The sequence below is a fragment of the Haladaptatus cibarius D43 genome, assembly GCF_000710615.1.
Lineage (GTDB): Archaea > Halobacteriota > Halobacteria > Halobacteriales > Haladaptataceae > Haladaptatus > Haladaptatus cibarius.
In genome coordinates this window covers 148563-162671 of record NZ_JDTH01000002.1, presented here as the reverse complement: position 1 = coordinate 162671, position 14109 = coordinate 148563, and the positions used below count along the sequence as shown (strand labels likewise).

The following is a 14109-nucleotide window of genomic DNA, read 5'->3' as shown; positions in this document are numbered from 1 at the left end:
CATGGCTGACGCAGAAGCAACCGCGAAACCGGATGCGAAACAACTCCTTAGCTCCGCCGCCTCCTCGACCATCGAGGCGTACCAGCAGATGGAGATGGAGATGTTTCGGTACATCGGGCTGGTCGTGGTGCCGTCTGCGCTCATCTTCGTCGGTTCCATCGTCACAGTTCTCACCGTCGAGTTACCGTTCATGGTTGCAGTGCCGATTCCACTGCTCGGAATTTTGGGACTCGGAACGGCAGTTGTCTATCCAAAACTGCTTAGAGACCGCCGCAGGAAGGAGATAGAGGATAGGCTTCACCTGTTCATCACGCACATGACCATCCTCTCGACGGCAAACATGGACCGTGTGGAGGTTTTTCGCATCCTGTCGCACGAACAGGAGTACAAAGAACTCGCGCGGGAGATGCGTCGGGTCGTGGAACTCGTGGACACGTGGAATCAGAGTTTGGACGACGCGCTCCGAATCCGGGCGCGAAAAGTGCCGAGCAAGCCTCTTTCTGACTTCTTCGATCGACTCGCCTACACGATTAGCGCGGGCCAAGAGATTCAGGAGTTCCTCCTTTCGGAACAGGACGTAGTCATCCAGAAGTACGTCACCATCTACGAGGGGTCGTTACAGAACCTCGAAGTGATGAAAGACCTCTACCTGTCGATGGTGCTTTCGGTCACCTTCGCTCTCGTGTTCGCAACCGTCCTGCCGATTCTGACGGGGACGAATCCGACGATGACCGTCGGTGCTGTCGTGGTCATGTTCGCGTTCGTACAGGCTGGCTTCCTGTTCATGATTCAGACCACTGCCCCCTACGACCCGGTGTGGTACCATCCCGACGCTCGCGGACGAACCGCCTCCGAGCGAAAGATTCGCATCAGCGTCGTCCTCGGTATTCTGTTGACCGCCGTGTCGATTTTCGTCTGTCTGAACATCCTCCTCGGAAATACGTCCATTCAGCCCGATGCGATTCCCCTGCCGATTTACGCCGCACTGCCGACGACGCCGCTCCTCCTCCCGGGGTTCATCGTCCGCAGGGAAGAGAACAAGGTAAAAGAGCGCGACGGCGAGTTTCCAAACTTCGTTCGGGCGCTTGGAGCGAGCGAGAGCGCAAAGCAGAGCACGACCTCGCGGGTGCTCGAAACGCTCCGGAAGAAGGACTTCGGGGCGCTCACGCCGGACATAAACGACCTCTACAAGCGGCTGAACATGCGCATCGAATCCGAGATGGCGTGGCGGTTGTTCACCTCCGATGCGCGTTCGTACCTCATTCAGAAGTTCAGCGAGATGTATCTCATCGGTCGGCAGATGGGTGGCGAACCACAACGCCTCGGTGAACTCATCAGCGGCAACATGAACGAGGTCATGCAACTGCGCGAACAGCGAGAACAGTCCACCGTGACGCTCATCGGCGTTCTATACGGAATTACCGCCGCCTCGACGTTCGCGTTCTTCATCGGCCTCGAAATCGTCGCCATCCTTTCGAGCATGTCCATCGGGCTGAACACGCCGCAGTTCAACTTCGGGACGATAATTCACACCGAGGTGTACGACAACATCATGATTGAGTACCTGCTCGTCATCATCATCCTGCTCAATTCGGTGCTGTCGTCGCTCATGATTCGAATCGTCGATGGCGGCCACAAAGTGAACGCCTACCTGCATTTCGTCCTTCTGACGTGGATTAGTGCAGTTATCGCGTGGGTGACGCGAAACGTCGTCGGAACGTTCTTGAACGTATGAGGTACGTATTTATGAATCGAGCACACAGGAAAGGAAAACGGGTTCCAAGGAAACGACATGTCTGAAACAGTTATCGCCGATTTCGTCGCACGGTTCAGCCTCGACACGCGTGAAACAGCAGAGCCAATCAAGGGCCGAATCATCTTGAGCCAGAAACGGCTCGTGCTGGCAACCAGCGAGTCGAAGACGACAGTTCCGATCACCGCCGTCTTCGACGTTTCCGTCGGCCACGTCCCGGGTGATTTGGAGGAGTTCTTTCAGGACACCATCACCGTCGCCTACGAAGGAGACGATAGGCGAAACACCGTCGTCATCGAAGCCCAGAGCGATGACCACGTCGCCCGGTTCAAGGTGCTCCTGTTCAAGGCCATGCTAAGCGGCACGCCCGTCATGGTGAAACACCCCGCCCGCGTCGGCGGGCGCGTTACCGGCAACGAATTTCAATCCGGTAAACTCCGCATTCAACCCGGGAAAGTCGAGTTCCTCGGCGTTTCCCGACCTTTCGTCGTAGATCTCTCGGGCGTCACCTACTTTCAGAAACAAGACCGCGATGTCGGCGGTACGAAACGAACCGTCGTCGCCATCCGCCACACCACCGATGGCCAGACCATGACCTCCGAATTCGCCGTCGCCGACGACCGCAAACTGAACCTTCTCGGGCGCTATCTCCGCCTCGAATACGGTGAAATCTCCCAGCAGGCCGAACGTATCAACGTCACCGAACAGGAGATGGAAGCCCTCGTCGCCATCTACTCCGGCGCGAGCAGCGGGAATCTCGCGGGAACTCTCGGCATCGACGCCGGAAGCGCCGCGATGGTGCTCACCGAAATCGAAAAGAAAGAACTGGTGGAAGAGGGTTCCGGCGGGTTGTCGTTGACCCCACCTGCGAAGATGATTGTCAGCGACCGCATCGAGAAAGTCAACACGTAATCTGGAGACTGCGATACAGACTATCGAATTGGCTTACGCAGAAATAAATTCAACGTAAATGATAAATTCTTTCTGAAAGTAACTTCTATCTTCGAAGTCACACTATGCACGAGGGAGATGAAATAACGCTCGAACCAGACCCTGTTTGGACAGACCGCTATGAAGAAGAGCGAAAACGGATACTAAATGTTTCAGGGAAACAACTTCTCGGTGTCTTCCACGTCGGTAGTACTGCCATTCCTGACCTGCCGGGTAAACCTGCGCTGGACATAATTTCGGTTTTCGCTGATTATGAGTCCATGCGCGCGACAGCAGACGCGCTTACCGAGGAAGATTACAAACTCGAATACGACAGTCAAGACTCTGCATTGGTAATTCAGTGGGGTGACCATGGTGCTGTTTTCATCAAGATGCACATCCAAGACGATGAAAAAGTGCGCAACCAGCTCCTGTTTCGGGAGTATCTCCGTGAAACACCCGAAGCACGCCGGAAATACGAGCGCGTCAAACGGAAAGCCGCGGCGGAGCATCCCCACGACCAAAGAGCGTACACAGAAGCCAAGGCAGACGTGGTACATTCGATTTTGGAACAAGCGCGCACCCGAGGCTACGCTGAACGGCTTCCAAAATATGTCTGACTGACCGATTTACTGTCGATTTTTACACTTCGATGAGATGATTCCACCCAACTATGCTGTTAACAGTTTCCGACTCCAATGAGACCGCTACCGCACCTCGTCCTCCCCAGCCTCCTCCTTCACTTCGTTCAGTCGTCCCTCGCGCGGGCGACCTTCGGTCGCCATCACGCGCCGAGGAAGTTCGGAATAATCCGCACAAGTCGAATGTTCCACATGGCGCGCGCTGGGACAGGGCTGAGGACTTCACGTCCGAAGACCGGTTCTAATAGCGTGCGAGGGATGAGTGAACGAGCAACTGCGAGTGAGCGAATCGGTTGGGGGAGGACGTGGTCGTTGCGGGGCGGTTGCGGTATGATAGGAGTCGGCAGTAGCTAGCGACACCGCTTTCCAAGGAAGTCGTAAGCGATGAGTAGTATACTATAAACGTCGCTAGATATCACACACAAAAACCGCTACTTCTCGCTGATGGATTCGCTAATAAACTACTTCTCGCTGATGGACTCGCTGGCGATGTTTCGCCCGCGAGTCTTCAAACTGACCTCGCGGCGCTTTCGCACCTCGTCCAGCACGTCCAGTTCGATGAGGCGTTCGAAGATTTCCTCGACCCTATCCACGTCCATTCCGAGGAAGTCGGGAATTTCGAACGACGAAACCCCGGTGTAAAGCGCCATCAGAACCTCTTTTTCCGTCTCGGACAGTTCGGCACCGGTTTTGCTCTGTTGTTCGCCCTTCTGAAGAAGTGACCCGAGGAGCGCACAGCGTCGTCCCTTTCCGGAGATGTAAGTCTGCACGCTCGTCGTTCCCTCCGAGTGTTCGACTTCGAGAACCGTGCGGCTCTCGCCTTCGACGGTTCGCTTGGCGGTATCGACCTGTCCGACGTCGTCCAGTTCGACCTGAATGAACACGCCGCTGGCGACGGCAATGCCGACCTCGCCGACATCGACTTTAACGCGGGCGCGCTCCCAGTCTGTGTTTTGCACCACGCCGCCTTTCACGGCAGGGTGTTTGACCAGAATCATCGACTGGTTCAACATCGCGCCGTACAGTTTGGCCTCGAACTCCTCGATCTCCATCTGCGAGGAAATCAAAAAGACGTCGCCCTCGAATTCGAGGCTGATGTAATCGGACACGCTGGCGACCGACTGGTTCACGTCGTAGCGCCCCGTTACCCCGTCGATTTTCGAGAGCGGGATTGTTCGCTTTCCCTCGTTTCCGGCGAGAATGAGTCGCTTGTTCGAGAGAAGAATGCGGCCGCTCGTCCAAGCGGCATCTTTGAGTTTCTGCCCACTCTTCATCGCTTGGAGGAACTTCCCCCGCGTGTCCGTTATCTTGTATTCGCTTTCGCTCATGCGTGAAAGGGATGTGAACTGCTCCGCACCGGTTATTGGTTCGACCCGGCGGTCAAATCACCGACTCGGTCGGCGAGTTCGCTGATTGCCGCGGTCTGTTCCATGCTGGCACCGACGATGTCCGATGTTGCTTCCTCAACCTGTTCGGTCGTATCGCGCACGTCCTCGACGGTTGCCATGACCTGTTCGACGTTCGCCGCCTGTTCGTCGTTTGCCTCTGCAACCTCGGTCACGCCGGTTGCAGCTTCATCGACTGCATCCGCGATTTCTTCGAGCGCGATGAGGGCGTCCTCGATTTCGCTTCCCGCGTATCGGACTTGCTGATTGGACTCCTCGACAGCCACGACCGTTTCGTTGGCCTGCGACTGGATGTCCTCGATTCGGCCCGCAATTTCTTCGGTGTGTTCGCGCGTTTCGTTGGCGAGTTCTTTCACCTCGTCGGCGACGACTTCGAACCCGCTTCCGGCCTCGCCCGCGCGGGCGGCCTCGATGTTGGCGTTCAGCGCGAGGAGGTTCGTCTGGTCTGCGACTTCCGCGATGACTTCGATGACGCCCTCGATTTCCGTCATCTGCGATTCGAGTTCAGTTACGGTGTCCACGAGGTCGTCGCTCATTTCGATGACGTCGTCAGTCGCTTCGCGTGCGCCTTCACTTGAGTCCAAACCGCTGTCGGCGGCCGCTTTCGCCTGTTCCGCCGCGGACGCGACTTGGTCGGAACTCGCAGCGACTTCCTGCATGCTCGCGCTGAAGTTCTCCATCTCGGTTGCGACGATGGAAAGGAGGGCTGTCTGTTCGTCCACACGCTCTTCGATGGTGTGTGCAGACCCGGATGCTCGGTCAACCGAATCGGCGAGTTCGGTAGCCTGTTCATCGACACGCATGGCGAGCATTTGGAACCGTTCGCCCATGTCGTTGACTTGGTCAACCACAGAGACGAGACGGTCATCCACGACATCGTATTCGTCGGTGAAGTCCGCACGCGCGGACAGGTCGCCATTCCGCATCGAGGTGAGCGTCGTCCCGAGTTCCTCGACCAGCCCGGTTACGCTTTCGTGACGCCGGATGTCCTCGGTTCGGTCAGTGACCGTTTCGACGACTGCCATGAGTTCGCCGTCTTCGTAAATCGGTTTCGCGGTGAACGTGATTTCCCGCTCTTCGCCGTCTTGTGCGACCATCGTTCCCTCGTCCTCGTAGAGCGTTAGCTCGGTGCTCGCTCGCTCGATGTCGAACACTTCGTTGGCATTTTCGGGTGCTTCGAGCACTTTCTGCGCGAGGGTTTTTCCTCGTCGCCCATCGGCGTAGAACGCTTCGCTGACGTTGTCGAGCGCGGCTGCTTGTTCCGTATCGACTCCAGTGAGTTCCTCCATCGCCCCGTTCCATGCTCGAACCTGCGAGTCAGCACAAATCATAAACACAGGAACACCGATGCCGTCTAAGAGTTCCTCGTCGTCCACGTCGAACTCCTCGTCATCGGGGTCACTATCGACCGTGTTGGCGTCGTATGCGTCCAATCCTGCCTGCATGCCGGAAACTCCTGCCCAAATCGCATCGACCAGTTCCGACTCGGCTCGTCCGAGTTCGTCGGACACCGCATCGTTACCGTCGCCGAGGCGATGGTCGAGACGCTCGAATGCCGTCTCGATAATCGTCTCGAACGCCATGCCATACGTGGCAGCAAACGTCGAACCCGGAACGTTGGCATCGGCGTGTTCGCGCCCGAGGGTAGGTGCCTCGGCAATCGTCGCTTCGGTGTCCGAAAACAACCCATTCAGGTGTGCGACCTGTGCGTTTTGCAAATCTGTACTCGCGTTCGTTCCTCCGTACACATCCGCGAGAGAATCTATCGAAATATTGGTATTATTTTGAACAGCAACCTCGCCGTTTTGTGTTCCCCCATCGAATGTGATACGTTTTTGAGACTCACCGGATGAACTGGTTTCCCTCGAAACCTTCTTTAGAACCCGGATAAGCGTGTCAGTAACCATCTTGGCGAATCAAGACACTAGCCGAATATAAAACTTTAGTAAAATCTCAAAATAGATAACGTGGCTGACTAGCGGTATGAATTCCAAATGATATTAGGCTCGCCCACCCAGCTTCGACAGCGCCGAGAACGCCCGCTTTCTGACTTCCTCGTCGTCGGTCGTATCGACGAGGCTGTCGAGTCGTTCTCTGGAGCGTTCGCCGCCGACTTTCCCGAGGCCGAATGCGGCCATCGCCTGTGCATCCGTCGTCGCTTCTGGGTCGGAGAGCAGTTCTAGTAAAGCAGTCTCGACAGACTCCCCACCGATAGTCGCCAGACTCGTCACGGCGAACTGTGAAGTCATGCCATCCTCGTCGTCCAGCACGCTGACGAGTGCCTCTATCGCGGCCCAGCGGTTGTGCTCGCCCGTAACCCGTCCGAGCAGCCACGTCGCATTTCGTCGCTGGTGTGCTTGCGAACCCTGTTCGATGATGTCGATGAGCGAACTGACCACGACTCGGTGGTCGCTGGCGCTTAGCTTTTCCACCATCGTCTCACGAAGTTCGTGGCTCTGCTCCGGCGGTGCGTTAGAGAGCAGTTCGATGAGCGAGAACACCGCCGCCTTTCTGACCGCCTCTGACTTGTCGCTCAACAGTCCGATAAGTGCGTCTAACGGTTTCACGCTCCCGAAATTACCGAGCGACCCGGCGGCGATTCGACGAACCGTTTCCGCCGGGTCGTTCAACATTCCGAGGAGGATGGACAGCGCTTCGTCACCCTGCATTCGTCCAAGCGCTTCCGCAGTTTCGCGCCGAACTTCGACCACTTCGTCGGTTCGTCGTTTAGCGAGCGCGGAAACAGCTCGTCGATCTTCGAGCCGACCTAACGCCCGAGCGACCCGGGAACGAACCCGAGGATCAGGGTCGGGTAGTTGTTGAATGAGATCTTGGGCCGATGACCGACTGCCGATGCGTCCGAGAACGTTCGCGGCGGCCATCCTGAGTTCCGGTTGGTCGGACGAAAGCGCATCCGTAAGCGCCTCCGCCCGTGCCCACTCCGCTTGACTGCCACTTATTTCCTCGCCGACAATCGCGCTGATGAGTTGCTCGACCGCTTCGCGCTGGTCTAGCGCGTCGATGGCCGCGGCACGGACGCCCGCATCGGGGTCGTCCTGCGCGGCGGCAGTTAGCGATTCGACAACTTCGTCGTCAGGAACGTCCAAGTCACCGAGGATTTCCGCGGATCGCTGTCGAACCGTGTCCGTGTTGCTGTCCGCGAGCAACGTCGTGAGGCGTTCGGCGTCGGCCTCCTTTTCTAAGGTGAACAGCGAAGTCACGAGTTGGAATTAACGCACTGCATGAAAAACCTACCTCTCTGCAGAGCGTAGGCTATGGGGTGGTTGCACCAATAAAAATTTCGAAACGATTTTTCGGTCGTTAGACCGTCACAGCACTCTCTTGGGAGAGCGACTGTGGAACGTTCGCGCGGTAGAGCGTCACAGCACCGTACTGGGTGGTGAGACGGAGTTCGACCGTCTGACCCTCGCCGAGTCCGTCACTGCCGCTGATGGCTGCTGCGTCCATCGAGATAGTGAAGCGGTCGTCCTGACTGTTGAGGACAGGAACGGAGCCGTCCTGGTCTTTGATGTCGGAGACACTGAAGTCGCTGTTAGTTGCCGTGTCGTTCTCAACTAGCGTGGTTGCTGTGTTCGGGCCGATCCACTCGATAGTGGCAGTAGAGAGGTTGATGTCGTCCGAACCGGAACCGCGCATGACGGTTAGATCGATTTGGTCGACGACTTCATTGCCGCTACTATCATTGACGGTACCGAAGCCGCTGACGACCTGCACGCGGTTCGAGACTTGGGCACTGCTGTCCTGACCCGTCTGTTCGGACTTCGACTGGAGGAACCCTGCCGTGTTGATGAGGACGCCTGCGGCGATTGCGGCGACCAGCACCATTGCGATGAACACGATGAGTGTTCCGATACCGACTTGACCTCGATTGTCGAGGCGTTCTTTGATTGCGTCTTTCATGTTTTCACCTTAGACCGTCACCGCGCTCTCCTGCGAGAGCGATTGTGGGATGCTTGCGCGGTAGAGCGTCACGGCACCGTACTGGGTCGTGAGTTTCAGCTCGACCGTCTCACCCTCGCCGAGGTTGTTTCCACCGATTGCGCCAGCATTCATCGAGATGGTGAAGCGGTCGTCCTGACTGTTGAGGACAGGTGCGGAACCGTCCTGATCTTTGATGTCGGAGACGTTGAAGTGCGTACTGTCTGTGCTGTCAACGTCATTGATGTCTCCCGAAACGAGCGTAGTTGCCTTGTTCGGTCCAATCCACTCGATAGTGGCAGTAGAGAGGTTGATATCATCAGAGCCGGAACCGCGCATGACGGTAAGATTGATGTAATCGACGTCTTCGGCGTCCGTAACGTTACCGAAGCCGCTGACGACCTGCACGCGGTTCGAGACTTGGGCACTGCTGTCCTGACCCGTCTGTTCGGACTTCGACTGGAGGAAACCAGCCGTGTTGATGAGGACACCGGCCGCGATTGCGGCGACCAGCACCATTGCGATGAACACGATGAGTGTTCCGATACCGACCTGACCTCTGTTGTTGAGGCGTTGTTGAATTGCGTCTTTCATGATTTCTCACATCATGTCCGAGGAGATATGTATCACAACTCGGACTCTATCGAGAACGAATCAAAGGACTGTATTAAATCTACGTATCCAATTATCAGGCGTGATATCAGCTCTACAAGGCCTGAGTCGGAGTTTCATGGCAAACTATACTGCAGCGTAGAATGAAATCGTGCCTAAAATATCATTTTCTAATGATTGAGAAGATAATAAACAGGTATCCGATGGATGAAAGGAGGTAGTTGACGGACAGCAGGATACGGATTCCGTCGAACTGGAACAGGAACGCGCTGATGGTCGTTGCGAGGGATGCCGCGACGACACAAGTAAATCCAACGGACAGATGAAACAGCGCAGGACGGGACGTTCGGCGATAGCCACGCACCGCGAATCCGACCATCGAAAGACCGGCGACTGTGATAGTGAAGCTAAACAGACCGTACAGAAGTTCGATTATTTGCATATTATTCTTTTAAATCGCGCCACACATCGACCAGCGAGTTTTCGACTTCGGGACGTTCATCGACACCGACCTCGATACCCTCGCTCGAAAAGCCAATCGAGATACCCTCGATATCCCGACGGTACACTTTGGTTCGACGTCCTTCGTTGGAGAACTCCCGGCCAGTGAGTTCGAGCAGATTCGCCTCGGTCAACTCCTCTATTCGGCGATAACTCGTCGCTATCGGGATGCCGAGTTCCTCGCTCAACTCCTGCGCGGACTTCGGCGTATGCGTCGCGTCGAGTATCTCGGCGTTGTACTTGTTTCCGAGAACTCGGAGCAGTTCCACAGACCCCATCAATTATCGGGTTTGATAACAAGAGCATAAAAAGATACCGTCCCAAATCTCTCAGAACTTATTGCAAAAAAACTCAAATTGTAGACTGCTAACGGAGAACGAACGGACAAATATGTCACGAGAGCACTCGGCGGAACAGTAAAGTGGGTACCCGGGAGAGAGAGAATTATGTCAAAATCCGTTTCAGAGCTACAAGTGCTCGTTTTTAAACTTGAGAACAAGAACTACTGTGTCGATATTGGACATATCGATGAAATCGTTGACAGGGACGAGTTGACGAAACTCCCCGACTCCGCACGACACGTCGAGGGCGTGATGGATCTCCGCGGCACGACGACCACCATCGTCAATCCGAAAACGGTGCTGGGGCTTCCCGACTCTAGTACGGGCGACCGCGTGGTCGTTTTCGAGACGGAAGACGAACGAAGTATCGGCTGGGTCATCGACGAAGTGAATCAGGTCGTGAGCGTGGACGAAGCGGACGTAGACGATTCCGTGGAAAGCAAATCGGTTCACGGCGTCATTCGTCAAGACGACGATTTCGTCATCTGGGTCAAACCATCGGAAATCAACGTCTGAGGCAGGTGGAGTGGTAATCGGGGGGTTGTGGTGGAGAGTACGGCGGTCTTAGGGTGCGCTAAGACCGCCCTTCGGTCTCTTCAGCGACTGTATAACAAAGGTGGAATCCGGGTATTCGTAGATACTGTTCAGCCCTCGACAGCAGTCCTGTCGCGGCGCTCAGGACACGACAGAGGCGAGTCACCTATGAGATTTCCGAACGCTAGACAAACGGTAGGTCGGGGTCGCAACGCACAGCAGAACGAACGCCATCTTTCATTCAGTCAGCAATGAGTATGAACGACAGTTTGGGGGTGTCGCGCTAATGTGTGGAATCATCGGTCGCGTCGGCGAAACGGACGACGCCGTGGAGGAACTTCTCGTCGGCCTCGAAAACTTGGAATATCGAGGGTACGATTCGGCGGGATTGGCGGTGAAAAACGGGCGTGGCCCAGCAGTGTTCAAGCGAGAAGGCCAGATTTCGAACCTCAAAGATTCGCTTGCGACTGAGGTTCCCGCCGGGGGACTCGGCATCGGCCACACCCGCTGGAGCACGCACGGGCCGCCGACCGACGCAAACGCACATCCGCATACGGACTGTTCCGGCCGCGTCGCGGTCGTTCACAACGGTATCATCGAGAATCACGACGAACTTCGGAGAGAACTGCAAAAACGCGGTCACACGTTCCAGAGTGACACCGACACCGAGGTCATTCCGCATCTGGTGGAAGAACACCTCGAGGACGGTGTCCCCCCCAAGCAAGCCTTCAGACGGACGGTTCGTCGGCTTTCGGGGAGCTACGCCGTCGCAATGTTAGTTGACGAGAGCGACGCAATCTACGCGACTCGTTCCGGCTCTCCCCTCGTGTTGGGTGTCCGGGACGGGAAATACTTCCTCGCCAGCGACGTGCCCGCGTTTTTGGATTTCACCGACGAGGTCATGTTCCTCGACGACGGCGACGTGGTCGTCATCGAACCGGGACAGCACGAAATCACGACGCTCGACGGAGAAGCGGTCGAACGCCCGACCCAGATTATCGACTGGGACCCGGAAGACGCCGGAAAAGGCGGCTACGACCACTACATGCTAAAGGAGATTCACGAACAGCCGACTTCGCTCCGGCAGACGCTTCGTGGTCGCGCAGACCCTGCGACCGGCGACATCGCTCTCGAAGACTTCCCGCCGGGAACGTTCGAGGGAATCAGTCGCGTTCAGTTCGTCGCCTGCGGAACGTCCTACCATGCGGGACTCGTCGGCAGCCACTTCATCGGCAGTCGCGGCCTTCCGGCACAAACGTTCCTCGCCAGCGAGTACGCCGTCTCCCCGCCGCCAGTGGACGAGAACACGCTCGTCGTCGGTGTCACCCAGAGCGGAGAAACGGCGGATACGCTTTCCGCACTGCGGCGCGCCGAGGCAGGCGGTGCGCGGACGCTCGCCGTCACGAACGTCGTCGGTTCGACGGCGGCGCGAGAATGTGACGACGCGCTGTTCATCCGGGCCGGGCCGGAAATCGGCGTTGCGGCGACGAAGACGTTCTCCTCGCAGGTCGTTTCGCTTTCCCTCCTCGGGGAGCGACTCGTCCGCGACGTAGTCGGACGGCGAAGCGACGACATACAGGACGTGCTGTCCGCACTGGCAGACCTGCCCGACCACGTCCAGCGGATTCTCGACTACACGAAGGCCCACCGAGTCGCAAAGCGGTACCGCGACTCCGAGTCGTACTTCTTCATCGGTCGCGGGTCGGTGTTTCCGGTCGCATTGGAAGGCGCGCTCAAATTCAAGGAGATTTCCTACGAACACGCCGAAGGCTTCGCGGCAGGGGAGCTGAAACACGGGCCGCTGGCGTTGGTAACGCCCGCAACACCCGTTTTCGCGGTTTTCACGGGGCGTCACGACCGGAAGACGTTGAGCAACGTGAAGGAAGTCGAAGCCCGCGGCGCGCCGGTCGTCGCGGTTGCCAGCGAAACCAACGAGGAAATCGTCCAGTACGCGGACGACGTATTGACCATACCCGACACGCATCCCGACGTTGCAGGGATTCTCGCCAACGTGCAACTGCAGTTGCTCTCGTACCACGCCGCGGCGCAACTCGACCGACCCATCGACAAGCCGCGTAATCTGGCGAAGAGCGTGACCGTCGAATGAACCGGACGGGTAATCGAAGCTTACCCGTCCGAATCTACCTGAACGGTCGGCGCGGTTTAATCGCTCACCGACCCCAGTTTCCTTACGAATGAACGCCGTCGTACTCTCTCTGGACGCCGAACTCGCGTGGGGGTACCACGACCCCTCCGAGATTCCTGACCACGTTGAGAGCGCGCGCACCTCGTGGTCACGACTCCTCGCGCTCTTCGACGAATTTGACGTCCCGGCTACGTGGGCCATCGTCGGCCATCTCTTTCTCGACTCGTGCGACGGAACCCATGCAGGCCACGCAACGCCGACGGACGACTGGTTCGACCACGACCCGGGTGGTGTCGCCGAGTGCCATCCGCGGTGGTTCGCGGACGGCCTCATCGAAGACATCAACGACGCAACCGCAACCCACGAAATCGCCTGTCATTCGTTTTCGCACGTCGAATACGGCGACGTGCGAACCAGCAGAGAAATCGCCGTCGCCGAGACGCGAACCAGCCTCGAAATCGCGGACGACGGCGGCTACGATTTGGAATCGTTCGTTTTCCCGCAGAACAGCGTCGGCCACCGGGACGTGCTCGCGGCCTACGGCTTCACGTGCTACCGTGGCACCAGACCCGAACTCTGGTACGACAAAACCCGGTTTCGGTCGTTGGCCAAGTTCATCGACCGAACTGTGAGCAGGACGGGGCCGCCACTCGTGACTCCGGAAACGGACGACTACGGACTGGTGAACATCCCTGCGTCGATGTTCCTGTTCGGCGACGACAGTCGCGTTCGAACCCTCACGAAGAACGTCTGGGACGATCCACTCATCCGCTCGGCGAAGCGCGGCATCGACCGCGCCGCGGATGCCGACGACGGTGTGTTCCACCTCTGGATGCGCCCCGGAAACTTCACCGAAGAGCGCGATTTCAAGCGCCTGCGCGTCGTCCTCGAACACCTCGCCATGCGCCGGGACGAGGCGCGAGTGAAAGTGCTGACGATGGGACAAATCGCGGGCCACCTCCGGGACGAAGACCCAACGACGACGCGAACCCCCATCGGCCCACGGTGACGATAAGAGCGATTTTTTGGAGTTTGCAGTCGTGGACGAGTTGGACTTTTTCGACATTAGATTTCGAGTGGCATCGCAACTGTAACACTCAGACTGACAGCGACCGCAGAAGTCACGACTCAAAATACGCCCTCACTCGTCACGCTCCTTCCAGTCGCTCGTTTCTCGTTCGCCTGATTCCACGGGAAGAAGCACGTTTTTCCCTGCTGGTTACGAACGTGGAGCGTTCGTCACATCAGAAAAATCTCCGGTTTTCAGGACATCAAAATCGCGGCGCGATTGTGAGACACCAGGAAC

At 57.2% G+C, this 14109-nt stretch carries 13 protein-coding genes; 6 read left to right on the top strand and 7 right to left on the bottom strand.

Annotated elements, in window-relative coordinates:
- Position 1 precedes the first annotated feature (1 nt).
- The 3 genes from flaJ (at position 2) to HL45_RS05975 (ending at position 3303) form a co-directional block, all read left to right on the top strand.
- Positions 2-1735, top strand: coding sequence for an archaellar assembly protein FlaJ (gene flaJ, locus HL45_RS05985; protein ID WP_049970240.1), 1734 nt, complete (start codon positions 2-4; stop codon positions 1733-1735).
- Positions 1736-1792: 57 nt separating this feature from the next.
- Positions 1793-2665: a CheF family chemotaxis protein gene (locus tag HL45_RS05980; protein ID WP_049970239.1), complete on the top strand. Its 873-nt coding sequence runs from the start codon at positions 1793-1795 to the stop codon at positions 2663-2665.
- 104 nt (positions 2666-2769) lie between these two features.
- On the top strand, positions 2770-3303 hold the full coding sequence (locus HL45_RS05975; protein WP_049970238.1) for a GrpB family protein: 534 nt from the start codon (positions 2770-2772) through the stop codon (positions 3301-3303).
- A 482-nt stretch (positions 3304-3785) separates the two neighbouring features.
- Here HL45_RS05975 and HL45_RS05970 read toward each other — a convergent pair whose 3' ends face one another.
- From HL45_RS05970 to HL45_RS05940, 7 genes are all read right to left on the bottom strand, one after another.
- Positions 3786-4652: a CheF family chemotaxis protein gene (locus HL45_RS05970; RefSeq protein ID WP_049970237.1), complete on the bottom strand. Its 867-nt coding sequence runs from the start codon at positions 4650-4652 to the stop codon at positions 3786-3788.
- A 32-nt stretch (positions 4653-4684) separates the two neighbouring features.
- Positions 4685-6448 carry a methyl-accepting chemotaxis protein gene (locus tag HL45_RS05965; protein WP_233274699.1) on the bottom strand — a complete coding sequence of 588 codons (1764 nt, stop codon included), beginning with the start codon at positions 6446-6448 and terminating at the stop codon, positions 4685-4687.
- Positions 6449-6730: 282 nt separating this feature from the next.
- Complete coding sequence (locus HL45_RS05960) at positions 6731-7951, bottom strand: HEAT repeat domain-containing protein (RefSeq protein ID WP_049970236.1); 1221 nt, start codon at positions 7949-7951, stop codon at positions 6731-6733.
- A 100-nt stretch (positions 7952-8051) separates the two neighbouring features.
- Positions 8052-8651 (bottom strand): archaellin/type IV pilin N-terminal domain-containing protein, encoded by a 600-nt coding sequence (locus tag HL45_RS05955; RefSeq protein WP_049970235.1) that lies wholly within the window; start codon positions 8649-8651, stop codon positions 8052-8054.
- Between the two features lie 9 nt (positions 8652-8660).
- Positions 8661-9263 (bottom strand): archaellin/type IV pilin N-terminal domain-containing protein, encoded by a 603-nt coding sequence (locus HL45_RS05950; RefSeq protein ID WP_049970234.1) that lies wholly within the window; start codon positions 9261-9263, stop codon positions 8661-8663.
- A gap of 181 nt (positions 9264-9444) precedes the next feature.
- Entirely contained in the window at positions 9445-9723 is a 279-nt protein-coding gene (locus tag HL45_RS05945; protein ID WP_049970233.1) for a DUF7521 family protein, read from the bottom strand.
- A 1-nt stretch (position 9724) separates the two neighbouring features.
- A complete protein-coding gene (locus HL45_RS05940) occupies positions 9725-10060 on the bottom strand; it encodes an ArsR/SmtB family transcription factor (RefSeq protein ID WP_049970231.1) in 336 nt (111 codons plus the stop codon).
- Between the two features lie 168 nt (positions 10061-10228).
- Here HL45_RS05940 and HL45_RS05935 point away from each other — a divergent pair, with 168 nt between their 5' ends.
- The 3 genes from HL45_RS05935 to HL45_RS05925 all read left to right on the top strand — a co-directional run bounded on the left by HL45_RS05935 (position 10229) and on the right by HL45_RS05925 (position 13812).
- The gene (locus tag HL45_RS05935; RefSeq protein ID WP_049970230.1) at positions 10229-10639 is read left to right on the top strand and encodes a chemotaxis protein CheW; all 411 of its coding nucleotides are present in this window, start codon (positions 10229-10231) and stop codon (positions 10637-10639) included.
- A gap of 304 nt (positions 10640-10943) precedes the next feature.
- On the top strand, positions 10944-12764 hold the full coding sequence (glmS, locus tag HL45_RS05930) for a glutamine--fructose-6-phosphate transaminase (isomerizing) (protein ID WP_049970229.1): 1821 nt from the start codon (positions 10944-10946) through the stop codon (positions 12762-12764).
- A gap of 88 nt (positions 12765-12852) precedes the next feature.
- Positions 12853-13812, top strand: coding sequence for a polysaccharide deacetylase family protein (locus tag HL45_RS05925; protein WP_049970228.1), 960 nt, complete (start codon positions 12853-12855; stop codon positions 13810-13812).
- Positions 13813-14109: the final 297 nt, after the last annotated feature.